Source organism: Pseudomonas sp. WHRI 8519, from assembly GCF_040224055.2.
Lineage (GTDB): Bacteria > Pseudomonadota > Gammaproteobacteria > Pseudomonadales > Pseudomonadaceae > Aquipseudomonas > Aquipseudomonas putida_X.
This window is the reverse complement of sequence record NZ_CP167996.1, coordinates 5,676,027-5,701,154: the sequence shown is the minus strand read 5'-3', so window position 1 is coordinate 5,701,154 and position 25,128 is coordinate 5,676,027. Positions and strand designations below refer to the sequence as shown.

General features: G+C 64.4%; 17 protein-coding genes. 9 read left to right on the top strand and 8 right to left on the bottom strand.

Annotation, left to right across the window (positions count from 1 at the left end):
- Positions 1-215: 215 nt before the first annotated feature.
- Complete coding sequence (creD, locus tag ABRP30_RS26115) at positions 216-1,544, top strand: cell envelope integrity protein CreD (RefSeq protein ID WP_241805643.1); 1,329 nt, start codon at positions 216-218, stop codon at positions 1,542-1,544.
- A gap of 229 nt (positions 1,545-1,773) precedes the next feature.
- On the opposite strand, the gene ABRP30_RS26110 is transcribed toward creD, so the two are convergent.
- From ABRP30_RS26110 to aceE, 5 genes are all read right to left on the bottom strand, one after another.
- Entirely contained in the window at positions 1,774-2,397 is a 624-nt protein-coding gene (locus tag ABRP30_RS26110; RefSeq protein ID WP_267819312.1) for a glutathione S-transferase, read from the bottom strand.
- 3 nt (positions 2,398-2,400) lie between these two features.
- On the bottom strand, positions 2,401-3,069 hold the full coding sequence (msrA, locus tag ABRP30_RS26105; protein ID WP_267819310.1) for a peptide-methionine (S)-S-oxide reductase MsrA: 669 nt from the start codon (positions 3,067-3,069) through the stop codon (positions 2,401-2,403).
- A gap of 165 nt (positions 3,070-3,234) precedes the next feature.
- Entirely contained in the window at positions 3,235-5,925 is a 2,691-nt protein-coding gene (locus tag ABRP30_RS26100) for a bifunctional diguanylate cyclase/phosphodiesterase (protein WP_241805649.1), read from the bottom strand.
- A 268-nt stretch (positions 5,926-6,193) separates the two neighbouring features.
- Positions 6,194-7,843, bottom strand: coding sequence for a dihydrolipoyllysine-residue acetyltransferase (gene aceF / locus ABRP30_RS26095; RefSeq protein ID WP_349976584.1), 1,650 nt, complete (start codon positions 7,841-7,843; stop codon positions 6,194-6,196).
- A 13-nt stretch (positions 7,844-7,856) separates the two neighbouring features.
- Entirely contained in the window at positions 7,857-10,502 is a 2,646-nt protein-coding gene (gene aceE, locus ABRP30_RS26090; RefSeq protein WP_349976585.1) for a pyruvate dehydrogenase (acetyl-transferring), homodimeric type, read from the bottom strand.
- Between the two features lie 383 nt (positions 10,503-10,885).
- On the opposite strand from aceE, the gene glnE reads away from it, so the two are divergent.
- The 8 genes from glnE to ABRP30_RS26050 all read left to right on the top strand — a co-directional run bounded on the left by glnE (position 10,886) and on the right by ABRP30_RS26050 (position 20,979).
- The gene (gene glnE, locus ABRP30_RS26085; protein ID WP_349976586.1) at positions 10,886-13,819 is read left to right on the top strand and encodes a bifunctional [glutamate--ammonia ligase]-adenylyl-L-tyrosine phosphorylase/[glutamate--ammonia-ligase] adenylyltransferase; all 2,934 of its coding nucleotides are present in this window, start codon (positions 10,886-10,888) and stop codon (positions 13,817-13,819) included.
- 199 nt (positions 13,820-14,018) lie between these two features.
- Positions 14,019-15,068 carry a lipopolysaccharide heptosyltransferase II gene (gene waaF, locus ABRP30_RS26080; RefSeq protein WP_267819302.1) on the top strand — a complete coding sequence of 350 codons (1,050 nt, stop codon included), beginning with the start codon at positions 14,019-14,021 and terminating at the stop codon, positions 15,066-15,068.
- Positions 15,069-16,127: a lipopolysaccharide heptosyltransferase I gene (gene waaC / locus ABRP30_RS26075; RefSeq protein ID WP_241805654.1), complete on the top strand. Its 1,059-nt coding sequence runs from the start codon at positions 15,069-15,071 to the stop codon at positions 16,125-16,127. It begins immediately after the preceding gene.
- The gene (locus ABRP30_RS26070; protein ID WP_349976587.1) at positions 16,127-17,251 is read left to right on the top strand and encodes a glycosyltransferase family 4 protein; all 1,125 of its coding nucleotides are present in this window, start codon (positions 16,127-16,129) and stop codon (positions 17,249-17,251) included. Before waaC ends, ABRP30_RS26070 begins: the two co-directional genes overlap by 1 nt.
- Positions 17,248-18,054, top strand: a complete 807-nt coding sequence (rfaP, locus tag ABRP30_RS26065; RefSeq protein WP_241805656.1) for a lipopolysaccharide core heptose(I) kinase RfaP — start codon at positions 17,248-17,250, stop codon at positions 18,052-18,054. Before ABRP30_RS26070 ends, rfaP begins: the two co-directional genes overlap by 4 nt.
- Positions 18,054-18,788: a lipopolysaccharide kinase InaA family protein gene (locus ABRP30_RS26060; protein ID WP_349976588.1), complete on the top strand. Its 735-nt coding sequence runs from the start codon at positions 18,054-18,056 to the stop codon at positions 18,786-18,788. The genes rfaP and ABRP30_RS26060 overlap by 1 nt, the downstream gene beginning before the upstream one ends.
- The gene (locus tag ABRP30_RS26055; RefSeq protein WP_241805658.1) at positions 18,785-19,537 is read left to right on the top strand and encodes a lipopolysaccharide kinase InaA family protein; all 753 of its coding nucleotides are present in this window, start codon (positions 18,785-18,787) and stop codon (positions 19,535-19,537) included. The genes ABRP30_RS26060 and ABRP30_RS26055 overlap by 4 nt, the downstream gene beginning before the upstream one ends.
- On the top strand, positions 19,537-20,979 hold the full coding sequence (locus tag ABRP30_RS26050) for a lipopolysaccharide kinase InaA family protein (RefSeq protein ID WP_349976589.1): 1,443 nt from the start codon (positions 19,537-19,539) through the stop codon (positions 20,977-20,979). Before ABRP30_RS26055 ends, ABRP30_RS26050 begins: the two co-directional genes overlap by 1 nt.
- Here ABRP30_RS26050 and ABRP30_RS26045 read toward each other — a convergent pair.
- The 3 genes from ABRP30_RS26045 to ABRP30_RS26035 all read right to left on the bottom strand — a co-directional run bounded on the left by ABRP30_RS26045 (position 20,940) and on the right by ABRP30_RS26035 (position 25,093).
- Positions 20,940-23,741 carry a dermonecrotic toxin domain-containing protein gene (locus ABRP30_RS26045; RefSeq protein ID WP_349976590.1) on the bottom strand — a complete coding sequence of 934 codons (2,802 nt, stop codon included), beginning with the start codon at positions 23,739-23,741 and terminating at the stop codon, positions 20,940-20,942. The genes ABRP30_RS26050 and ABRP30_RS26045 overlap by 40 nt on opposite strands.
- 66 nt (positions 23,742-23,807) lie before the next feature.
- Positions 23,808-23,984, bottom strand: a complete 177-nt coding sequence (locus ABRP30_RS26040) for a hypothetical protein (protein ID WP_267819288.1) — start codon at positions 23,982-23,984, stop codon at positions 23,808-23,810.
- Positions 23,981-25,093 carry a PepSY-associated TM helix domain-containing protein gene (locus ABRP30_RS26035; protein WP_349976591.1) on the bottom strand — a complete coding sequence of 371 codons (1,113 nt, stop codon included), beginning with the start codon at positions 25,091-25,093 and terminating at the stop codon, positions 23,981-23,983. Before ABRP30_RS26035 ends, ABRP30_RS26040 begins: the two co-directional genes overlap by 4 nt.
- Positions 25,094-25,128 lie beyond the last annotated feature (35 nt).

The following is a 25,128-nucleotide window of genomic DNA, read 5'->3' as shown; positions in this document are numbered from 1 at the left end:
TGCGCAGGGTTCGGGCTTTGCGTTGGCGCTGCTTTGCAGCCCATCGCTGGTAGGCCAGCCCGCAGGTACTGCGCAGGGTTCGGGCGTTGCGCTGGACCTGTGGGAGCTGGCTTGCCAGCGATTTGGCCCTCGAAAGTACACACGATCTCCACACACGCTCCTCGATGCCTCCATGCAAGGCGCAGACACTGCGCCCACTGCCAATGGAGGCCCCTATGAACAAGACCCTCGGTTACAAACTCGGCATGATCGCCGTGCTCATCATGCTGCTGCTCATCCCGTTGCTGCTGATCAACGGCCTGATCGATGAACGCCAGGCCCTGCGTGACAACGTACTGCAGGACATCGCCCGTAGCGCCAGTTTCGACCAGCAGATCAGCGGGCCGCTGCTGGTGGTGCCGTACCGCAAGGTGCAGCGCCGCTGGATCGACAAGGGCGGCCAGAGCGTGCAGGAAACCAGCACTGTCGCCGGCCACCTGTATTTCCTCCCGGAAACCTTCGATGCCGACCTCGGCGTGGACACCGAACTGCGGGCGCGGGGTATCTACCAGGCGCGGCTGTTCCATGCCAAAGGGCGACTTGCGGGCCGTTTTCAGCTGCCGGAGCGCTGGGGCATCGACAAGGACTTCGACGACTACCGCTTCGACAAGCCGTTTCTGGTGGTCGGCATAAGCGACATCCGCGGCATTGAAAATGCCCTGGAACTCGACATCGATGGCCAGCGCCTGGCGTTCGAAGCCGGGACCAGGCTGGACTGGTTGCGCAGTGGTGTGCACGTCGCGCTGCCGCAACTGGATGGCCAGCAGGCCCGCGCGTTCACCTACGGTTTCGATCTGGCACTGCAAGGCACCGGGCAACTGCACCTGTTGCCAGTGGGCCGCACCAGCAGCGTGGACATGCGGGCCAACTGGCCGCACCCCAGTTTCGTTGGCAGTTACCTGCCAAGCCGCCGCGAAATCGACGACAAAGGCTTCAGCGCGCACTGGCAGACCTCATTCTTCGCCACCAACCTTGAAGATGCCCTGCGCCAATGTGCCGGCAGCGGGCAGTGTGCGGAGTTCAGCGAGCGGACCTTCGGGGTAAGTTTCATCGACCCGGTGGACCAGTACCTCAAAAGTGAGCGGGCCATCAAATACGCGCTGTTGTTCATCGCCCTGACCTTTGCCGGTTTCTTCCTGTTCGAGGTACTGAAGAACCTCAGCGTGCACCCCGTGCAGTACACCCTGGTGGGGGTGGCTCTGGCGTTCTTCTACCTGCTGCTGCTTTCGTTGTCCGAGCACATCGGTTTCGGCTTGGCGTATGGCCTGTCAGCCTCGGCCTGCGTGTCGCTGCTCGGCTTCTACCTGAGCCACGTATTGCGCAGCCTGATGCGTGGCGTGAGCTTTGCGGCGGGGTTGGCGGTGTTGTACGCACTGCTCTATGGGCTGCTCAGTGCCGAGGACTATGCGCTGTTGATGGGCTCGCTGCTGTGCTTTGGCTTGCTGGGTGTGTTCATGGTGCTGACCCGTCGCCTGGACTGGGCCCGGGTGGGGAGGGCGGCATGAGGGAGGACAGAGAGATCGGGCGGTGGCTGGCTCACAGGATTGGGCAGCTGTTTCCTGTGATGCCCCGCTGAGGCCGATGGTTGCCATGCTGAGCAATCGCCGGCAAGCCCCACAGGTTCGCTGCAGTTCTGAAGGGCAGTCCACATCCCTGTGGGGGCAACTGTCTTGCTCAACGTGCAAAAGCTGGCGCGATCCCGGTGGGAGCCGGCTTGCCGGCGATTGCGGTGTATCAGGCGTTCGGTGCTGTGGCGACCATCGACGGCCGCTTGGCCACCTCGGCATACCACGCCGCCAACCCTGGCTGCTGCTCCCGCCAGCCGAAATCAGGCTGGCGCAAGTCCAGGTAGCCTAGCGCACAGGCCACGCCAATCGCGGCCAGATCAAAGCCGGATATCAGTTCAGCCAGGTGCTCCTGCTCCAGGTTGGCCAGGCTGCGGCGGATTTTCTCCCGCTGCGCTTCGAGCCAGCCGTCCCAGCGCTTGTCCTCAGGCCGCAGGACGCTCTCATAACGGCTGGAAACCGCCGCATCCATGATCGCATCGGCCTGCGACACCAGCGTCATGCGCCGCCAGCGCGCCGAGCCCTCGCGCGGCAGCAGCGGCAGGCCGACATGCTGCAGGTCGAGGTATTCGCAGATGACCCGGCTGTCATGCAGCACAGTGCCATCTTCCAGGCGCAGGGCCGGGATCTTGCCGATCGGGTTGCCGTGGTTGAGCTGGTCATCGCCGCTGACCGGGGTGATGTTCACCCCCTGCAGCGCCACGCGCTCAAGCTGCCCGGTCTCGTGCAGCACGACCATCACCTTGCGCACGAATGGCGACAGCGGTGAGTGGAACAGGGTCATCGTGCTCATGGTTCAGTTGCCCTGCAGGCTGGGTGGCAGGCACACACCGGTGCCGCCGATACCGCAGTAGCCATCTGGGTTCTTGGCCAGGTATTGCTGGTGGTAAGCCTCGGCGAAGTACACGGTCGGCGCCTGGTCGATTTCGGTGGTGATCTCGCCGAAACCGGCCTTGTTCAGCTCGGCCTGGAAGGCGTCGCGGCTGGCTTTGGCTTCTTCGAGCTGCTGGGGCGAGGTGCAGTAGATGGCCGAGCGGTACTGGGTGCCGACGTCGTTGCCCTGGCGCATGCCCTGGGTCGGGTTGTGCAGTTCCCAGAACATCGCCAGCAACTCGCGGTAGCTGACCTTGTCCTTGTCGAACACCACCAGGACGACTTCGGTGTGGCCAGTCAGGCCCGAGCAGACTTCTTCGTAGGTGGGGTTGGGGGTAAAGCCGCCCGCATAGCCGACCACGGTGCTGACCACGCCTTCACGCTGCCAGAAGCGGCGCTCGGCGCCCCAGAAGCAACCCAGGCCGAAGATCGCGAAGTCGACGCTGCCTTCAAAGAACGGGCCGAGCAGCGGGGTGTCTTTGAAGACGTAGTGGAACTCGGGCAGGGACATTGGCGTTTCGCGGCCAGGCAGGGCCTGTTCCGCGGTTGGCATGACGTTTTTGTTCACCAGGATTTCCGAACGCAGGACCATGGCCGTTCCTCTGTGTTTTCAGTTGGGCAGGATGTGGCCTCATCGCCGGCACGCCAGCTACACCAGCAACCCCACAGGCTTTGCTAACGGTGCCTACCTGTGGGAGCCGGCTTGCCGGCGATGAGGCCCGAATGGGCTCTATAGTGCCCGAGGATTACGCAGCTGTCAGGCCATTGGACCGCGCGGATAGCGCTTGAGTCGTTCGGCCAGCTCCCGCCCCGGGATCGGCCGGTCGAACAGATACCCTTGGCCCACATCGCAACGATGCCGGCGCAGGAAGGCCAGCTGTTCAGGCGTCTCGATCCCTTCTGCCACCACCTTGAGCTTGAGGTTGTGGGCCATGGCCACCACCGCCGAGGTGATCTCCATGTCGTCCTGGTTGTCGGGGATTTCGTTGATGAAGCTGCGGTCGATCTTGATGATGTCGATCGGGAATTTCTTCAGGTAGCTCAGCGACGAATAACCGGTGCCGAAGTCATCCATGGCCAGGGTCAGGCCCAGTGCCTTCAGCTCGTCGAGCTGACGGTGGGTATCCTCGGTAGCTTCCAGCAGCAGGCCCTCGGTCAGCTCCAGCTCCAGCAGGTGCGCAGGCAGGGCTTCTTCGTGGAGGATCGAGGCGATCGACGCCACCAGGTCGGGGTCGGAGAACTGCTTGGGCGACAGGTTGATGGCCACGTGCAGGTTGCCCATGCCGGCCTCGCGCAGTTGCTGGCTCATTCGGCACGACTGGCGCACCACCCACTTGCCGATGGGGATGATCAGGCCGGTTTCTTCCGCCACGCTGATGAACTGGTCCGGGCGGATCATGCCGCGCTCGGGGTGGTTCCAGCGCAGCAGTGCTTCGAGCCCCAGCAGGCGGCCACTGCGCAGGCACAGCTTGGGCTGGTAGAACACCTCCAGCTCGTTCTGGGTCAAGGCGCGGCGCAGGTTGTTCTCGACGAACAGCTTGTAGCTGGCTTCGGCATTGAGCACTTCGGTGAATACCTGCACCTGGTGCTTGCCGTTGGCCTTGGCCTTGTGCAGGGCAAGGCCGGCATTTTTCATGAGGGTGGTCGGGTCACTGCCGTGCAGCGGCGCGCAGGCCAGGCCTACCGAGGCGGTCACGTTGATCAACTGGTTGTCGACGAACATCGGCTTGTCGAGGGTGCGCAGCAGCTGCTGGGCGACGCCCTGACCGTCTTCCAGGCTGGTGTCGTCGAGCAGCACGGCGAATTCGTTACTGGCGAAGCGGGCCAGCACGCCGCCAACGCTCAGGCTGTTGCGCAGGCGCCGGGCCAGGCTGATCAGCAGCTTGTCACCGGTCTGGTGGCCAAGGCTGTCGTTGATCCGCTTGAAGTTGTCGATATCCACCAGCAGCAGGCAGATCGGGCTCTGCTCATCCCGGGCGAAGCGCTCGTCGAGGCTGCGGATGAACGCCGGGCGGTTGCCCAGGTTGGTCAGGTTGTCGGTGTAGGCCAGGCGCTCGATGCGCTGCTGGGCCAGCTTGGTCTGGGTGACGTCTTCGTAGATGCCGATGTAATGGGTGAGCTCACGGTTGTCGCCATACACCTTGGAAATCGACAGCTGGCCCCAGTAGGGCTCAAGGTTCTTGCGCCGGCTTTTGAATTCGCCCTGCCAGCTGTTGCCCATGGCCAGGCTCGACGGGGTGTCGAACAGCAGTTCGCTGAGATTCTCCAGCGCCGGCAACTCTGCCAGGTGGTGGCCTTGTACTTCATCGGTGCTGTATTGGGTGATCGCGGTGAAACTTGGGTTGACGTACTCCACCACGCCGTCGCGGTTGACCAGCAGGAAGGCGCTGGCGCTTTGCTCCACCGCGCGCTGGAACAAGTGCAGGGCGCTGGCGGCGGTGCGCCGGTTATGGTTGGTGATGACCTGGGCGAACTGGTCGGCCAACTCACCGGCGAAGGCGATTTCGTCCGACTGCCAGGTCCGCGGCTGGCCGGTCTGCTCCAGGCACAGCACGCCAACCACCTGGCCATCGACGCGGATGCTGGCATCGAGCATGGCATTGTTGTCGGCGTAGAGGCTCTCGGCCAGTTCACGGGTGCGCGGGTCGTGGTTGGCGTTGTGGGCATCGATGGCGCGGCTGGCGTGCAGGGCATCGAGGTAGTCGGGGAAGCGGCTGGCATCGATGGGCTCGGGCAGGCGATGCACTTGCTCGCTGCGCAACCAGGCGCTGATCGGCTCCAGGCGCTGGTCTTCCAGGTGCCAGATGCTGGCGCAGTCCACCTTGTAGATCTCGCAGGCGCTGCGGGTTATCAGTTGGGCGGCTTCGAGCAGCGAATTTTCCGCGCTGTAGCGCTGGCGGGCGAGGCGCAGGATCAGGTCCTGCTGGCTGCGCACGCGCTCGAGGTGTTCCAGCTGTTCCTGCTGGGCGCGCTGGTTCAGCTGCAGGGCAAGTTGCAGGCGGCTGTTACGCGATTCGAGGTCGTCGGCATCCACTTCGACAGCCTCTTCGGGCAGGTCGTCGAGTACCGTCAGAAACCCGCGCAACAGCTGGCGGTTGTGCTGCCTGTAGGCTTCACCCGCTTCGAGCAGGCGCAGCGAGCGCGGCTGGGCATGCAGGGTGTAGCGCACACGGTAATAGCCACGGGTGCTCAGTTGCCGCTGGATCTCGTCATGCAGCCGGTAGCGGGCCTCAGGCTCCATCAGGCTGGCATACGGTGAATCGACCAGCGCGCACAGCTGGGAAGCCGCTAGCCCGAACTGGCGTTCGCAGGCCGGGTCGAGGTAAAGCATTGCCCAAGTGGCTTCGTTGAGCCTTTCGAAACGCAGCATGCCGAGCCGTGAAGGCACGGGAAGCTGCGTGACGACCTCGGCCGCCACACGGCTGGCGGCATCGGGTTGGCTTTTCATCGAAGACTCGCTTGAAGAGGTGACGCGGCCTGGACGGCGGCGCATCTGGCAAGGTTGCATCATGTCCCGGAGGCTGGCAAGCGGCCATGAGGGGTGTCATGTATATGTTTTCGGCTGTGGTGGCCGATTCCTTAGCGATCCTGCAAAAGCAGGGGCTTCATCGCGCCCTTACAGGCAAAAAAAGCCCCGCCAGGTGGCGGGGTTGAGGTACGAGCGTGGCAGCTCGAAAAGGGTACCTGCCCCCAAGGGAGGGCAGGCTGGCTGCGTGTTACAGCAGCATGGTGCGGATATCCGCCAGCACGTCGCCCAGGCGCTTGGTGAAGCGCGCGGCGGCCGCGCCATTGATCACACGGTGATCGTAGGACAGCGACAGCGGCAACATCAGCTTCGGCTGGAAGGCTTTGCCATCCCAGACGGGCTGCATGGTCGCCTTGGACACACCGAGGATCGCCACTTCAGGCGCGTTGACGATCGGCGTGAAGCCGGTGCCGCCAATGTGGCCGAGGCTGGAGATGGTGAAGCAGGCGCCTTGCATGTCGTCAGCCGACAGTTTCTTGGTGCGTGCCTTCTCGGCCAGCGCTGCGGCTTCGGCAGCCAGTTGCAGCAGGCTCTTCTGATCGACGTTCTTGATCACAGGGACCAGCAGGCCGTCCGGGGTGTCCACGGCGAAGCCGATGTGCACGTACTTCTTGCGGATCACGGCTTTGCCGCTTGGCGCCAGCGAGCTGTTGAAGTCCGGCAGTTCCTTGAGCAGGAAGGCGCAGGCCTTGAGCAGCAGTGGCAGTACGGTCAGCTTGACGCCAGCCTTCTCGGCCACGGCCTTCTGCGCCACGCGGAAGGCTTCCAGCTCGGTGATGTCGGCGGAGTCGAACTGCGTTACGTGCGGCACGTTCAGCCAGCTGCGGTGCAGGTTGGCGGCACCGACCTGCATCAGGCGGGTCATTGCCACTTCTTCCACTTCACCGAACTTGCTGAAGTCCACCACCGGGATCGGCGGGATGCCGGCGCCGCCGGTCGCGCCAGCTGCTGCCGGTGCGTCCTTGGCCTTCTGCATGACCGACTTGACGTACACCTGCACGTCTTCTTTCAGGATGCGGCCGTGCGGACCGGTCGCGGTGACCGCGCCCAGGTCTACGCCGAACTCGCGGGCCAGCTGGCGAACAGCAGGGCCTGCGTGAACCTTGGCGTTGCTGCCGGCAGCCGGCGCGGTAGCGACCGGTGCAGGGGCAGCAGCTGGAGCAGCGGCAGCAGGTGCGGCGGCCGGAGCAGCCTCAGCCTCAGCCTTGGCCGGTGCAGCAGCGGCAGGCGCTGGTGCAGCAGCCGGAGCGGCGCCTGCAACTTCCAGCTTGAGGATCAGGTCACCGGTGCCGACTTCGTCGTCCAGCTTGGCGATCACTTCCTTGACCACACCTGCGGCGGGCGAAGGGATTTCCATGGAGGCCTTGTCCGACTCCAGGGTAATCAGCGACTGGTCGGCTTCGACGGTGTCGCCGACCTTGACCAGTACTTCGATGATCTTGGCCTTGCCCGACGAACCGATGTCCGGTACGTGGATATCCTGCACGCTGGCGGCAGCAGGGGCTGCAGCCGGCGCAGGGGCGGCGTCGGCAGCTGGCTTTTCAGCAGCAGCCGGAGCGGCGGCAGGCGCAGGTGCGGCAGCGGGAGCCTCGGCCGCCGCAGCGGCGCCCTCGGCTTCCAGTACCAGCAGCTCGTCGCCTTCTTTCAGGCGATCGCCCAGCTTGACCTTCAGTTCCTTGATGACACCGGCCTTGGGGGCCGGGATTTCCATGGAGGCCTTGTCGGACTCCAGGGTCAGCAGGCTCTGGTCAGCCTCGATACGGTCACCGACCTTGACGAACAGCTCGATGATTTCACCTTCACCGCTGCCGATGTCAGGTACGCGAATGAGTTCGCTCACTTAAAAATACTCCTCAGCAGTCCAGTGGGTTGCGCTTGTCCGGATCGATGCCGAACTTGACGATGGCGTCGGCCACCACCTTCGGTTCGATCTCGCCACGGTCAGCCAAGGCTTCCAGGGCAGCCAGCACCACGAAGTGGCGGTCGACTTCGAAGAAGTGACGCAGCTTCTTGCGGCTGTCGCTGCGACCGTAGCCATCGGTACCCAGGACCTTGAACTCTTTGCTCGGTACCCACTGGCGAATCTGTTCGGCGAACAGCTTCATGTAGTCGGTGGACGCGATGACCGGGCCTTTGCGACCGGCCAGGCACTCTTCGACGTAAGTCTGCTGAGGCTTCTGGCCAGGCTTGAGGCGGTTGGCGCGTTCCACGGCCAGGCCGTCGCGACGCAGTTCGTTGAAGCTGGTGACGCTCCACACGTCGGCACCGACGTTGAACTCTTCACGCAGGATCTTCGCCGCCTCGCGGACTTCGCGCAGGATGGTGCCGGAGCCCATCAGCTGAACGTGGTGCGCGGCTTCGCGGGTATCTTCTTCCAGCAGGTACATGCCCTTGATGATGCCTTCCTCGACACCGGCCGGCATGGCTGGCTGCTGGTAGGATTCGTTCATCACGGTGATGTAGTAGAAGATGTCCTGTTGCTCTTCGGTCATCTTCTTCATGCCGTCCTGGATGATCACCGCCAGCTCGTAGCCGTAGGTCGGATCATAGGTGCGGCAGTTCGGGATGGTGCCCGCCATCATGTGGCTGTGACCATCTTCGTGCTGCAGGCCTTCACCGTTGAGGGTGGTACGGCCGGCGGTGCCGCCGATCAGGAAGCCACGGGTGCGGCTGTCGCCAGCGGCCCAGGCCAGGTCGCCGATACGCTGGAAGCCGAACATCGAGTAGAAGATGTAGAACGGCAGCATCGGCTGGTTGTGGCAGCTGTACGAGGTACCGGCAGCGATGAACGACGACATGGCGCCGGCTTCGTTGATGCCTTCCTCGAGGATCTGGCCCTTCTTGTCTTCGCGGTAGAACATCACCTGGTCTTTATCGACTGGCTCGTAGAGCTGGCCGACCGACGAGTAGATGCCCAGCTGGCGGAACATGCCTTCCATACCGAAGGTACGGGCTTCGTCCGGGATGATCGGCACGATGCGCTGGCCGATGTCCTTGTCCTTGACCAGCTGCGCAAGGATACGCACGAAGGCCATGGTGGTGGAGATTTCGCGGTCGCCCGAGCCGTCCAGGATCGCTTTCAGCGTTTCCAGAGGCGGGGTCGGCACGCTGAAGCTCTTGGCACGGCGCTGCGGTACGAAGCCACCCAGGGCTGCGCGGCGCTCGGCCAGGTACTTGGCTTCGGCCGAACCTTCTTCGGGTTTGTAGAACGGCAGGTTCTCAAGGTCGGCATCCTTGACCGGGATGTCGAAGCGGTCACGGAAGTGGCGCAGGCTGTCGACGTCGACCTTCTTGGTGTTGTGCGCGGTGTTCTTGGCTTCGCCAGCACCGGTGCCGTAACCCTTGATGGTCTTGGCCAGGATGACGGTCGGCTGCTCTTTGTGGTTGACCGCCTGGTGGTAGGCCGCATAGACCTTGTACGGGTCGTGACCGCCACGGTTGAGCTTCCAGATCTCGTCGTCGGACAGGTCTTCGACCATGGCCTTGAGCTCTGGGGTGTTGAAGAAGTTCTCACGAACGTACGCGCCGTCTTTGGCTTTGTAGTTCTGGTACTCGCCGTCGATGACTTCGTCCATGCGGCGCTGCAGGGCACCGTTGGTGTCCTTGGCCAGCAGTGGGTCCCAGAAGCGGCCCCAGACGACTTTGTTGACGTTCCAGCCGCCGCCACGGAACACGCCTTCGAGTTCCTGGATGATCTTGCCGTTGCCGCGAACCGGGCCGTCGAGGCGCTGCAGGTTGCAGTTGATGACGAAGATCAGATTGTCCAGCTTCTCGCGGCCGGCCAGGGCGATGGCACCGAGGGATTCCGGCTCGTCGCACTCGCCGTCGCCCATGAAGCACCAGACCTTCTGCTTGCCGGCCGGGATGAAACCACGGGCTTCCAGGTACTTCATGAAGCGCGCCTGGTAGATCGCCTGGATCGGGCCCAAGCCCATCGAAACGGTCGGGAACTGCCAGAAGTCAGGCATCAGCCATGGGTGCGGGTACGAAGACAGGCCTTTGCCGTCCACTTCCTGACGGAAGTTGTTCATCTGCTCTTCGTTGATGCGGCCTTCCATGAAGGCACGGGCGTAAACGCCTGGCGAAGCGTGGCCCTGGAAGAAGATCAGGTCGCCGCCGTGTTCTTCGGTCGGGGCCTGGAAGAAATAGTTGAAGCCGATGTCATACAGGGTGGCACTGGAGGCGAAGCTGGAGATGTGGCCGCCCAGGTCCGAATCCTTCAGGTTGGTGCGCATCACCATGGCCAGCGCGTTCCAACGCACCATCGAGCGAATGCGGCGTTCCATGAACAGGTCGCCAGGCATGCGTGCTTCGTGGGTGACAGGGATGGTGTTGCGGTATGGCGTGGTGATCGCGTACGGCAGCTGAGAGCCACTGCGGGTGGCCAGCTCGCCCATGCGGGTCATCAGGTAATGAGCGCGGTCTTCGCCTTCTTTGTCGAGGACCGACTCCAGGGCATCCAGCCATTCCTGGGTTTCGATTGGATCGAGGTCTTGCATGGCTTGCTCCAGGGCGGAAAGGCCACCAGAATCGGGGGCCTGAGTTTGCGACTGGCCTTATGGGCAGACGTCGTGAATTCTTGGATTACCGGAGTGTGACCCGGCGGCGTGTAGTTTTACTACATTTGCTTTCGCATTTCATGCTTTTGCACGGGTGGGGTAGTAGTAAAACTACACAAATGCGACGTTTGGTCGCACCGTGGCTTGTGAGGAAAAACGTTCATGTTGGTTGGCGTTGTGCTACGAGCGGGTGATTCTTGATGTTTCTTGCCAATGATTCGTTTTTTTCAGCTATTTCCAACTTTTGTACGACAGTCCAACCGTGGTCCGGTTTCCTCGTGGCCGCTTTTTCCTCTCTCTTTCTCGCCGATCAAGGATAGACCATGCGCCTGCCTTTGCCGCTCGAACTGCCTGCCTCCCTGCAACCGCTGGTCGCCCGTAATCGGCAGTTTCTGCTCGATGCCCTGAGCAGCCACCCGGCGCTCGACCCGAACGCCTGGAGCCCGGCTCACCGGCAACAGTTCGACCAGGTGGCCGCCGCCAGCGACTTCGTGCTCGGCCTGGCCCAGCGTGAGCCGGCGATGCTGTTTGCCCTGCTGGCCAGCGGCGAGATGGACCGCCGTTATGCGCCGGGCGAGCTGCGTGGGCACATTGCGGCAGCCGCCCAGGCGGCGTCGAGTGAAGACGAGCTGGCACGCAACCTGCGCCGCGAGCGCAACCGCCAGCAGCTGCGCATCATCTGGCGCGATATCACCCGCCAGGCCGAACTGGGCGAGACCTGCCGTGACCTGTCCGACCTGGCTGACGCGGCCATCGACGAAGCGTATCAATGGCTGTATCCGCGCCACTGCCAGCAGTTCGGTACGCCGATCGGCAACCGCAGCGGCGAACCGCAGCATATGGTGGTGCTGGGCATGGGTAAGCTGGGGGCGGTCGAGCTCAACCTGTCATCGGATATCGACCTGATCTTCGCCTTCCCCGAGGGCGGTGAGACCGAAGGGGTCAAGCGCTCGCTGGACAATCAGGCGTTTTTCACCCGTCTGGGCCAGCGCCTGATCAAGGCGCTCGACCCGGTCACCGTCGATGGCTTCGTGTTCCGCGTCGACATGCGCCTGCGCCCCTACGGCTCGGCCGGTGCGCTGGTGCTCAGTTTCAATGCCCTGGAGCAGTACTACCAGGATCAGGGCCGCGACTGGGAACGCTACGCGATGATCAAGGCGCGGGTGGTGGCTGGCGACCAGGCGGCAGGCGCGCAATTGCAGGAGATGCTGCGCCCGTTCGTGTACCGGCGTTACCTGGACTTTTCGGCGATCGAAGCGCTGCGCACCATGAAACAGCTGATCCAGCAGGAGGTACGGCGCAAGGGCATGGCCGAGAACATCAAGCTCGGTGCCGGTGGCATCCGTGAAGTGGAGTTCATCGCCCAGGCCTTCCAGCTGATCCATGGCGGGCGTGACCTGAGCCTGCAGCAGCGGCCCTTGCTGAAAGTGCTGGCGACCCTGGAAGGCCAAGGCTATCTGCCGCCGGCTGTGGTGGCGGAGCTGCGCGAAGGCTATGAGTTCCTGCGCTATACCGAGCACGCCATCCAGGCCATTGCCGATCGCCAGACGCAGATGCTGCCCGATGATGAGACTGACCGTGAGCGCGTGGCCTATGTGCTTGGCTTTAGCGGCTGGCAGCGTTTCCACGACCAGCTGATGCACTGGCGCGGCCGTGTCGACTGGCACTTCCGCCAGGTCATCGCCGACCCGGACGAAGAAGACGGCGAGGGTGACCTGGTGGTTGGCGGCGAGTGGTCGCCCTTGTGGGAGCAGGCGCAGGATGAGGAGGCCGCCGGCCGTCAGCTGGAAGAAGCCGGGTTCCAGCAGCCCGCCGAAGCGTTGCGCAGGCTGGCGGGGCTGCGTGCCAGCCCACAGTTGCGGTCGATGCAGCGCATCGGCCGTGAACGCCTGGATGCCTTCATCCCGCGCCTGCTGGCCCAGGCGGTCGAGCATGACAACCCTGACCTGGTGCTGGAGCGGGTGTTGCCGCTGGTCGAAGCTGTGGCGCGGCGTTCGGCCTACCTGGTGCTGCTGACTGAAAACCCGGGGGCCTTGCGCCGCCTGCTGACCCTGTGTGCCGCCAGCCCGTGGATCGCCGAACAGATTGCCCGTTACCCATTGCTGCTCGATGAGTTGCTCAATGAAGGCCGCCTGTTCAGCCCGCCGCTGGCGCCGGAGCTGGCCGCCGAGCTGCGGGAGCGGCTGACGCGCATCCCCGAGGACGATCTTGAGCAACAGATGGAGGCCTTGCGCCACTTCAAGCTGGCCCACAGCCTGCGCGTGGCCGCTTCCGAAATCAGTGGCAACCTGCCATTGATGAAAGTCAGCGACTACCTGACCTGGCTGGCCGAAGCCATTCTTGACCAGGTGCTGGCCCTGGCCTGGCGCCAGACCGTGGCGCGTCACGGCCAGCCCAAGCGCACCGATGGCAGCCTGTGCGACCCGGGCTTCATCATCCTTGGCTACGGCAAGGTAGGCGGCCTGGAGTTGGGCCACGGCTCGGACCTGGACCTGGTGTTCATCCACGACGGTGACCCGCAGGCGGAAACCGATGGCGCCAAGCCGATCGACAGCGCGCAGTTCTTCACGCGGCTGGGCCAGCGCATCATCCATTTGCTGACCACGCAAACCAATTCCGGCCAGCTCTATGACGTCGACATGCGCCTGCGGCCCTCGGGCGCCGCGGGGCTTTTGGTCAGCTCGCTGGGCGCGTTCGAGCGCTACCAGCAGAACGAAGCCTGGACCTGGGAACATCAGGCCCTGGTGCGCGCCCGCGTGCTGGTGGGCTGCAAGCAGGTGGCGGCAGCGTTCGAGGCGGTGCGTGCCAAGGTTCTGGGCCAGGCCCGTGACCTGGACAAGCTGCGCAGCGAAGTCAGCGAGATGCGCGCCAAGATGCGCGACAACCTCGGCACCAAGGCTACCGCCGCAGGCACCGCGGGCAATGCCTTCGATACGGGGATGGCGTTCGATATCAAGCAGGATGCCGGCGGTATCGTCGATATCGAATTTATGGTGCAATACGCCGCTTTGGCCTGGTCACACGACCATCCGGCCATACTGCGCTGGACCGATAACATTCGCATTCTGGAAGAGCTGGAGCAGGCAGGCTTGATGCCGGCCAGCGATGCGGTTTTGTTGCGTGAAGTGTACAAGGCGTTTCGCTCAGCCTCGCACCGCCAGGCCCTGCAGAAGCAAGCCGGGGTGATCGATGCGGCACAGTTTATCGATGAGCGCCGCGACGTTCGAAGGATTTGGGCGCAGCTCGGTTTGACTTGAGGGCCAATCGCCGGCAAGCCGGCCTCCAGAGGGCGCTGCAGTACCTGAGGCCTGCATGCCCCCTGTGGGGCCTGCTTGGTGGCGATTGGGGCGCGAAGCGGCCCGGGTGGTACACTGTCCGCCACATAGCCTGAATATAAAGAGGGGAGGCCAGGCTGTACCGCAGCCTGTAGCCTCCCCGAGCGTTTCTGGACTAAGCATGAGAATACTGATCATTGGCCCCAGCTGGGTTGGCGACATGGTGATGGCGCAAACCCTGTTCCAGTGCCTGAAACAGCAGCACCCCGACTGCGTGATCGACGTGCTGGCGCCCGAGTGGAGCCGGCCGATCCTTGAGCGCATGCCCCAAGTGCGTCAGGCCTTGAGCTTCCCGCTCGGCCATGGCGCGCTGGAACTGGCCACGCGCCGGCGCATCGGCAAGTCCCTGGCCGGGCAGTACGACCAGGCGATACTGCTGCCCAACTCGCTGAAGTCGGCGCTGGTGCCGTTCTTTGCCGGCATCCCCAAGCGCACCGGCTGGCGCGGCGAAATGCGCTTCGGCCTGCTCAACGACGTGCGTAAACTGGACAAGGCTCGTTACCCGTTGATGATCGAGCGCTTCATGGCACTGGCCTACGCGCCGGGTGCCGAGCTGCCGCAGCCTTATCCTCGGCCGAGCCTGCAGATCGAAGCGCCGAGCCGTGAGGCCGCGCTGGCCAAGTTCGGCCTGGAGCTGGACCGCCCGGTGCTTGCGTTGTGCCCAGGCGCCGAGTTCGGGGAAGCCAAGCGCTGGCCGGCAGAGCACTACGCCAACGTTGCCGACGCCATGATTCGCCAAGGCTGGCAGGTCTGGCTGTTCGGCTCGAAGAACGATCACCCGGTCGGCGAACAGATCCGCGACCGGCTGATCCCGGGTTTGCGTGAAGAGTCCTGCAACCTGGCAGGCGAAACCTCGTTGGCCGAGGCGATCGACCTCATGTCCTGCGCCAACGCGGTGGTGTCCAACGACTCCGGGTTGATGCACGTTGCGGCGGCTTTGAACCGCCCTTTGGTTGCCGTCTATGGCTCGACCTCGCCGGGCTTCACCCCGCCGTTGGCCGAGCAGGTGGAGGTCGTGCGCACGGGCATCGAGTGCAGCCCATGCTTCGACCGCACCTGCCGCTTCGGCCACTACAACTGCCTGCGTCTGCTGGAGCCGGGCAAAGTCATCGCCGCCCTGCACAGCCTGGGTGGGCCGAACCTGATCGATACCGTGGCCGAGGTCGAGTAAGTGCGGGTACTGATCATCAAGACCTCGTCGCTGGGTGATGTGATCCACACCCTGCCGGCGCTCACCGATGCCGCCCATGCGATCCCGGGCATCCGTTTCGACTGGGTGGTAGAAGAAGGCTTCGCCGAGATCCCCAGCTGGCACCCGGCGGTCGACCAGGTGATACCGGTGGCCATTCGGCGCTGGCGCAAGAATGTCTGGCAGACCATCAAGAGCGGCGAGTGGAAGGCGTTCAAGCAACGCGTGCGCGAGCGCAAGTACGACCTGGTGATCGATGCCCAGGGGCTGGTCAAGTCGGCTTGGCTGACCCGCTACGTCAAGGCGCCGGTGGCTGGCCTTGACCGTTACTCGGCGCGCGAGGGCTGGGCCAGCCGCTTCTATGACCGGCGCCTTTCGGTCGCCGTCGGCCAGCATGCGGTAGAGCGCGTGCGCCAGCTGTTCGCCATGGCGCTGGCCTATGACCTGCCCGAAGGTATCGGCAAGTACGGCCTGGACCTGGACCGCCTGCAACTGCCGCCGGCAGCGCCGTACGTGGTGTTTCTGCACGGCACCACCTGGGCGACCAAGCACTGGCCCGAGGCCTACTGGCGCGAGCTGGCTGAACGCTTGGGCCGCAGCAGGCTGCAGGTATGCCTGCCATGGGGCAACCAGGCCGAGAAAGACCGCGCCGAGCGTATCGCCCAGGGCTTGAACAACTGCCAGGTGCTCCCCAGATTGAACCTTGCCGGTGTTGCCCGCGTGCTGGCGGCGGCAAAGGCCTGTGTTGCGGTGGACACTGGGCTGGGCCACCTGGCGGCGGCGCTGGATGTGCCTACCATTTCGCTGTTCGGCCCGACCAACCCCGGCCTGACCGGCGCCTATGGCCGTGTACAGGTCCATCAGGCCAGCGATTTCCCCTGTGCGCCGTGCCTGCAGAAAAAGTGCACCTACAAACCGAGCGCCGACGACCTGCGCCGGTTCGATCTCAAACGCGAGTGGCCACTGTGCTTCACTCGCCTGAATCCCGAGCATGTGGCGAGCCGCTTGAGCGCGTTGCTGCTGGCTGAGGATGTCCGTTGATGCAACTGGCTTTCGTGCTTTACAAATATTTCCCCTTCGGCGGGCTGCAGCGCGACTTCATGCGCATTGCCCTGGAATGCCAGAAGCGGGGCCACCAGATCCGTGTCTACACGCTGATCTGGGAAGGCGACGTTCCGCCCGGTTTCGAGGTGCTGGTGGCGCCGGTCAAGGCGCTGTTCAATCACCGTCGCAATGAAAAACTCAGTGCCTGGATGCAGGCCGATCTGGCCAAGCGCCCGGTAGACCGGTTGATCGGCTTCAACAAGATGCCGGGCCTGGACGTGTATTACGCGGCCGACGGCTGTTTCGAGGACAAAGCCCAGACCTTGCGTGGCGGCCTGTACCGCCGCTGGGGCCGCTACCGGCACTTTGCCGAGTACGAGCGGGCCGTGTTCGCCAAGGATGCGCGCACTGAGGTGCTGATGATTTCAGAGGTGCAGCAACCGCTGTTCATCAAGCATTACGGCACCCCTGTCGAGCGCTTCCACCTGCTGCCGCCCGGCATTTCCCAGGACCGCCGTGCGCCGGCCAATGCCGCCGAGATCCGCGCGGCGTTTCGCAAGGAGTTCAACCTGGGCGATGACGACCTGTTGCTGGTTCAGATCGGCTCCGGCTTCAAAACCAAGGGCGTCGACCGTAGCCTCAAAGCCTTGGCCGCTCTGCCGGCGTCTCTGCGCAAGCGCACCCGGCTGATGGTCATCGGCCAGGACGACCCCAAGGTGTTCCAGCTGCAGAGCGCAGCATTGGGCCTGGGCGAGCAGGTGCAGTTTCTCAAGGGGCGCAGTGACATTCCACGCTTCCTGTTGGGTGCGGACCTGTTGGTTCACCCGGCCTACAACGAGAACACCGGCACCGTGCTGCTTGAAGCACTGGTGGCGGGCTTGCCGGTGCTGGTTTCCAAGGTCTGCGGTTATGCCCATTACATTGCCGAGGCCGACAGCGGCCTGGTGCTGGACGAGCCGTTCGAGCAGGAACAGCTCAATGGCTACCTGCAGCGCATGCTCGAAGCGCCAACGGCGCGTGCGGAGTGGTCGCGCAATGGACTGGCCTTTGCCGATACCGCCGACCTGTACAGCATGCCGCAGCACGCCGCCGACGTGATTCTGGGGCAGGAGAGCGCATGAAGCTGATACTGGCCGAACCTTTCAAGCGCCTGTGGGCGGGGCGTGATGCCTTCGATGCCGTGGAAGCCCTGCAAGGCGAGGTGTACCGCGAGCTGGAAGGTCGCCGCACGCTGCGCACCGAGGTCGATGGCGAAGGTTTCTTCGTCAAGATCCACCGGGGCATTGGCTGGGGCGAAATCTTCAAGAACCTGCTCACCGCCAAGCTTCCGGTGCTGGGTGCCGGCCAGGAATGGCGGGCCATCGAGCGCCTGCATGAAGTCGGCGTGCCGACCATGACTGCAGTGGCCTACGGCGAGCGTGGCAGCAACCCGGCCACGCAGCATTCGTTCATCGTCACTCAAGAGCTGGCGCCGACCATCAGCCTGGAAGACTTCAGCATCGACTGGGTCAGGCAGCCGCCTGAGCCAGCGCTCAAGCACGCGCTGATCGCCGAAGTGGCGAAGATGACCGGCGGCATGCACCGCGCGGGGGTCAACCACCGCGACTGCTACATCTGCCACTTCCTGCTGCACACCGATCGCCCGGTGACGGCGCAAGACTTCAAGCTGTCGGTAATCGACCTGCACCGCGCCCAGACCCGGGCGAAAATCAGCCGCCGCTGGCGGGACAAGGACCTGGCCGCGCTGTACTTTTCGGCGCTGGACATCGGCCTGACCCGGCGCGACAAGCTGCGTTTCCTGCGTGGTTACTTCCAGCGCCCGCTGCGCCAGGTGCTCAGCGAGGAAGCCGCGCTGCTGGCCTGGCTGGATCGCAAGGCGCAGAAACTCTACGATCGCAAACAACGCTATGGGGATGCGCTCTGATGGCGGGTTGGACACTGGCGCCGGGCTATGAACACCTGGCGGCGGACTTCGGCACTCTTGATGCGGTGTTTGCCCTGCAGGGTGAACGCCTGACCCGTGACCCGCTCAGCGAGGTGGTCCGCGTCGAGCGTGATGGGGTCAACTATTACGTCAAGCGCTACACCGGCGCCGGCAAACACATGCGCCGTTACCTCGGCCGGCCGCGTATCAAGGCCGAATGGCAGAACCTCAAGCAGTTCGCCAAATGGGACATCCCCACCGCCGAAGTTGTGGCCTGGGGCCTGGAACGCAATGGCTTGGCGTTTGGCCGAGGTGCGATGATCACTCGCGAACTGCCCCGCACCGAAGACCTGTCGGCGCTGGCTGAGCGCAATGATCCGCGCCTGGCCGATCGCGCCTGGGTCGACCACATCAGCCAACAGCTGGCGCGCCATACCCGGGTCATGCATGAACATCGTTTCGCCCACAACGACCTCAAGTGGCGCAACCTGCTGGTCGATGACCGGGGCACGCTGTTCTTCATCGATTGCCCGACCGGCGACTTCTGGCGCGGTTTCATGTGGCGCCACCGGCTGATCAAGGACCTGGCATGCCTGGACAAGGTCGCCAAATACCACCTGACGGCGACCCAGCGCCTGCGCTTCTATTTGCAGTACCGCGGGCGTCAGCGCCTGAATGCACGCGACAAGCGCCGGGTCCGTCAGGTACTGAGCTTCTTCGAGGGAAGGGAATGACCGATTACCTGGCCAGCGCGGACCTCGCGCTGCTCAAACGCCATGGCCTGAATGACTTCGAAGCGCTGTGGGCGCTGCAGCTCGATGCCGTGGACGAACCCAACACCGGCCGAGGCGGCTGGAGCAGTGTCTATCGCCTGGAGCTCGAGGGTAAAGGGTATTACCTCAAGCGCCAGAGCGACTACCTGACCCGCACTTTGCACCGCCCGTTCGGCGAGCCGACGTTCGCCCGTGAGTTCCGCAACATCAGCCGTTACCAGAAGCTGCATATCCCGGCCTTGCAGGCAGTGTTCTACGGTGAGCGCAAGCACGCGGGCCAGCACCGGGCGATTCTGCTCACCCGTGCCCTGGATGACTGGAGCGACCTGGAAAGCCTGCTGGGCCAATGGCCGCAGCTCGGTGACGCTGAGCGCAACGGTATCCTCCAGGCCTGTGGCCAGCTGGCGCGCACGCTGCACAGCGCCGGCCAGGTGCACGGCTGCTTCTACCCCAAGCACATCTTCCTGCGCCAGCGCCGCGAAGGCTGGGACGCGCAACTGATCGACCTGGAAAAGACCCGGCCACTGCTGTTCGGCATGCGCGACCGCCTGAAGGACCTGGAGCCGCTGCTGCGCCGCGCCCCGGCCTGGAGCGAAGCGCAGGTGCGCACGCTGCTGGCTGCCTACCTTGCCCTGCCGGCCGACAGCGCGCTGGTCGGCACCTGGTTGCAGCGGCTGACACAACGCCGTCGTGAAAAAGAGGCCCGCTGATGCGTTTGTCTGAATTGAAAGATGCCGGGCGCAGCCCTTCACTGCCGCTCTCGATCAGCCTGGCCGACGCCGCTGGCAACGCCGAACTTCAGCTGCTCAGCCTGCTGCGGGTGTTGCCGGGCCAGCGCTATGTCGGTGCCGGGGTATGGCGCGGTACGCCGGTGTTGGCCAAGTTGCTGGTGGGTGGCAACGCCGCGCGCCATTTCCAGCGGGAGCTGGAGGGTGTGAAGCTGCTGGCCGCGCAGGGCCTGACCACGCCCAGGCTGCTTGCCGATGGGCTCAAGGACGGTGAGGGTGGCTGGCTGCTGTTCGAGTTCCTCGACGGCGCCCAGAGCCTGGCCGATGCCTGGGACAAAGTGGCAGGCTTGCCGGTGCTTGCCGACGAACAGCACCTGGTGCTTGGCGAAGCACTGACCGCCGTTGCCCAGATGCATGCCAAGGGCCTCTGGCAGGAAGATCTGCACCTGGACAACCTGCTGCGTCACGGCGGCAAGCTGTACCTCATCGATGGCGCTGGCATCAAGGCTGAAACACCCGGCCAGCAGCTGTCGCGCCCGCGTGTGCTGGAAAACCTCGGGGTGTTCTTCGCGCAGTTGCCCAAGCGCCTGGAGCCCTTCATCGAAGAGCTGCTGGTGCACTACTTGCTGGCCAATGCCGAGCACGCCTTGCCCATGGAGGCGTTGCAGAAGCAGGTGGACAAGGTGCGCAACTGGCGGCTGAAGGACTACCTGGAGAAGGCCGGTCGCGAATGCACGCTGTTCAGCGTCGAGCGCAGCCTTTCGGGCTTACGCTCAATCCGTCGCAGCGAAGTCCAGGCCATGTTGCCGGTGCTGGAACAGGCCGATACCTTGATCGACCAGGGCCACCTGTACAAGACAGGCGGCGCGGCCAGCGTGGCGCGTGTCGAAGTGGGTGTGCGCTCACTGGTGCTCAAACGCTACAACATCAAGAACACCGCGCACTGGTTCAAGCGCTTCTGGCGCCCGAGCCGGGCCTGGCACTCCTGGATCGAAGGCCATCGCCTGGAGTTCCTGGGCATCGCCACGCCGCGCCCGTTGGCGGTGCTGGAGCAGCGCGTCATGGGCCTGCGCAGCCGGGCGTACCTGGTCACCGAACATGTCGATGGGCCGGACCTGACTGCGTGCTTCGCGCCCTATGTGGAAAACGGCGATGCGCCTGAAGAGCAAGTCGATGCCTTGGTGGAGGTGATGCAGCAACTGATCCGCGAGCGTATCAGCCATGGCGACTTCAAAGGCCACAACCTGTTCTGGCACAACGGCCAATGGTCATTGATCGACCTCGACGCCATGTGCCAGCACGCCACGGCGCTCAGCTTCGCACCGGCCTACGCCCGTGACCGGGCACGGCTGTTGCGTAACTGGCCGAGCAGTAGTGCCCTGCATCAGCGCCTGGACCGGTTGCTGCCAAGGCTCGGCGAGTAGGCCTCCGGCAGCGCCAGCCAATCGCTGCTGCGCCCGGCCTGGCGTACCCGGATGCGCCACTGCTGGTCTTGCCAGCGCAGGATCGCCCACGGCACCACGCCGGCTTGCCGGGCGTGCGGGATCACCAGGTGGTAGCGCCCGGCGAGCAGGTGCGCACGCAAGGGCAGTTGCCCGGCAGGGGTTTGCAGGTAGAGCTGGTCGTCTGCCTGGCACAGCCCCGCCTGCGTGCCCACCGCTTCACCCTCCAACGGCGGCTGCAGGCGGCAGCTGGCCAGCAGCTGCGGTAGATCGGGCAAGCCGTCGTACCACAGCACCGGTGAGTCGATCACCCAGTTGCCATTGGCCAGGCGCTTGACTGGCTGCAGCAGGTAAGCGTCCGGCTGCGTAGGGTCGATGACACGCCAACGACGCCCGTCGAACGAGACCTGGTAATAGCGGCCGTGGGCGTCCTGGATGAAGTATTGGGTCAGCCCTTCGAAGGCTGATGATTTTTCAAAGACGCCTTCACCGTGCACACCGTCAATGGTGTAGCGCAGGTGTTCGAGCGCAGGCGTGATGCTGTAGCGCGAGGGCAGTGGCAGCGGTGGTTGCGTCGGCAGGCCACGCATCATACGGCGCATCAGGCCGGCGCTGACCGCGCCGGTACCTGCATCGTTGGCATAGCTCAGGGCGTTGTAGGTATGGGTCAGCACACCGTTGATATCGTCCTCGCTGAAGGCTTCCAGGCCAGCCCAGGTTTCGATCACCATGCGTCCCATGGCCAGGGGAATCTGTACACGCGCAGGCAGTACCAGGCTGATCAGGTCGAGCAGGCGCCACACCAGCGCGGTGCCCTGCTGAAGGTCTGCCTCCCCGGTGGTGCGGCTCCGGGCATCGACCACCGCCAACCAGCCGCGCACCTCGGCCATGTAGTAGGCGAAGAACAGGTCATCCTCGATTGCCAGGATGCGCAGTGCCGGCCCGAGCCGGCCCTTGTTCAGCAGTTTTTCGGTGCGTACAGGTGACAGCAGGGGCAGGCGGCTCGCGACGTAGGCGCGCAGGGCCGGTTGCTGGCGCAGCAGCCGCATCAGTTCGCGAGCATTGCTCAGCCGGCGCCAGGCGCGGCGGTCGGGTGCGTCCGGTGTGTACAGGACGAAGGCGCCTGTGCCAGAGCCTTCGGCGTTGATCAGCAGAACCCCTTGCAGGGTATGACCATGGATCGTCAATTGGCGCACGGTGATGCGGTGGTTGTCCACGGGCGGGCGCAGCGCGTTGTGTGGGTAGTCCAGTACCTGGCGTACCCAGCGGTAGCCTTGTTCACCCTGGGCGTTGCCAAGGTGCCCGGCATAACGCGCCTTGGCCACTTCGGCACGCATGCGGGCCCGGTTGATCAGGGCATGGGCATTGAGCCTCCAGCCCCCGACCGGGGAATCGATCAATTGGGTTTTCAGGTAAGCATCATAGCTGCCGCCGACATTCAGGTTTCTGATCATCGCCTTGATGTAGGCCGGGTTCAGGCCCTCGGGTAACGGCTTGTCTTGGCGATGGGTCACCCGGGCGGTGAGCCAATAGTCGTAGTCGAACCAGTTCAGGTTGCACAAAGCCAACTCGTCCAGCGGGTAACTCTCCCTGGTCAGCTCGACCATTACCCCACCGACCTGCTCGAAGCCCCGCCAGGTGACGTAGATCGAAGGGTTGAAGGGGTTCAGCTGCGGGCCGGCCTGACGGCTGTGCACCACATGGACCATGATGTCGGCAGCTGCGTAGCGCAGGCCATGATCGTGGCGCAGGCGTTCCTCTACACGGGCGCGGGCCCAGCCCAGCAAGCTGTCCTGCTCGCGAAACTGCGCCAAGGTGAGGATGCCTGGTGCGGCGATGCGATTGCCGGCGGCGACCAGTTGTTGCATGGCCTGCATGATGTGCGAAAGCGCCTGGGGCCCTGCCGTGGTCAACCAGTTGGGCAGGTTTTTTTCCAGCAGCAGGCCGTAGCGCGTGTCGAGCAACGCCTGCTTGCCGACATCGGCCGTCAGTGACAGGGCATCGCGCAGCGCCTCGGCCGTGGGTGCCAGCGCGCCCTGGGCAGTGGCCCAGGCGTGGTTGACACGCAGGCGCTGCGCTTCGATCAGGATGTCGATTTGGGCTTGCACCGGGTCATCGGCATACCATTCATAGCGCAGGCGGTCGGCCTTGGCGGCGTGCTCCATACGCTCGGCATCGACCAGCAGGCGCAGCAGTGGCGGGCCCTGAAGCGGGTCGTCGAGGCGTTCGCACAGCTCAAGGTGCAGGTCGGCCAGCGAGGCATAGGCCTCGATGCCTTGGGTCAGGCCGCACAGCAACGCCGCCCCGCGGGGTTGCTCCGGGGAGAGTTCGGCGGCCTCGTCAGTACCGGTGATGACCACGAACATCCCTGGTAGCACGGCGCGGCTGTGGGGCTGGCTACGGCTGAGGACCAGGCGGTAGACCTGGGCACGTGTGGCCATCGCTTGGGGGCGGCGTTGCCAGGCGTAGGGCAGGTCCAGGCACAGACTCAGGGCATCGGCCTGAGGGGTGGGCAAGGTTTGGTCGCCCAGGCGCAGGGTCAGCTCGGCATGCATCATGGCCCGGCGCAGATCGCACAGGCGCACCCTGCGCGAGCGGCCCTGGGTATCGCTGGCTGCCCAGTATTCCGCCAGCTCGCCCTGTAGCTGCTGACGGGTGAGCCGTGGCCGGTCGGGGCTCGGCATTTGCGCCAGGAGGGCGGTGATCTGATGGTCGAGGAATTCGATACGTTCCAGCGGTAGCATGTTGCGCTCCTTCGGTCAGGGAGGCGCAACGTTACGGCCCGGGGCAAGGGCCGAAGCGGTAGCCGGTTATCGCCGGCACAACCCGCGCAGGCTGAGGATGACGGGCACGGCCAGGCCCAGCCAGGCCAGGGCATCCCACGCACCGTCACCCAGCAAGGCGGCGAACAGGCCGGCTGCACCGAGCAGGCCGATGGCGGCTGGCCAGGTGAAAATGCGCAGGGTCGGTTGCGACGTGTGGCTCATGCCCGAGCCTCCCGGGGTTTGCGCTGTTTGCCCCACCACAGGTAAAGGCCGCTGCCGAGCACGATGATGGTCAACCCATCGAGCACAGCCCAGAGGATCTGCATCGGCCGCCCACCGTAGTCGCCGAAGTGCAGTGGCTGCGAAAGCCCCATGGCGTCCATGTACCAGGGGCGTTCGCCCACGGCGGTCACCTGCAGGGTGCGCGCATCGATCAGCACGGGTGTGAGCAGGTGCGAGGTAAGGTGGGTGGCGCCTTTCATGAACACGGCGTAGTGGTGCTCGCTGGAGAACCGCGTGCCGGGGAAGGCGATGAAGTCTGGGCGCATACCGGGCGCGGCCTGCTTGGCGATGTCCAGCAGTCGGCTGGCCGGAGCGCGCTCGGTGAGCGGCGGGGCGTCACGGTAGGGCGCGACCATGGTGGCCAGGCTGTCGTTGCGCCAGGCGGCGATGACCAGGTCGGACAGGGCGCTGATGACCCCGGTTACACCGACGGTCAGCGCCCACGCCAGGGTCACCACCCCGATCAGGTTGTGCAGGTCCAGCCAGCGCAGGCGCCGGGACTTGTCGTGGCGTACCGTGGCGAATTGCAGGCGGCGCATGAACGGTGCGTAGAGCACGGTGCCGGAGACGATCGCCACAACGAACAGTACACCCATGAACGCCAGCAGCAGCTTGCCGGGCAGCCCGGCGAACAGGTCGACGTGCAGGCGCAGCATGATCATCATGAAACCGCCGTTGGCGGCCGGCATGGCGACGGCCTCGCCGGTGCGGGCATCGAGCATGAAGGTGTGTGACGAATTGGGGTCGCTACCCGCCGTGGCAGCGGTGATGGCCACCACGCCGTTGCCTTCGTCCTCGTCATAGCCAACGTACTGCATTACCTCGCCGGGACGATGCTGCTCGGCCTTGAGCACCAGCTGTTGCAGGTCCAGGTGGGGGGTGCCTGCAGGCATTTCGCGCAGCGCGGGGGCGTCGCCGAGCAGGTGTTCGATTTCGTGGTGGAAGATCAGCGGCAGGCCGGTGATGGCCAGTAGCAGCAGGAACAGGGTGCAGACCAGGCTGCTCCAGGTGTGAACCACGGACCAGCGGCGGATGGTTTGGCTTTTCATCACGGTACCGATTGTGCCTGATGGAACCAGGGGCC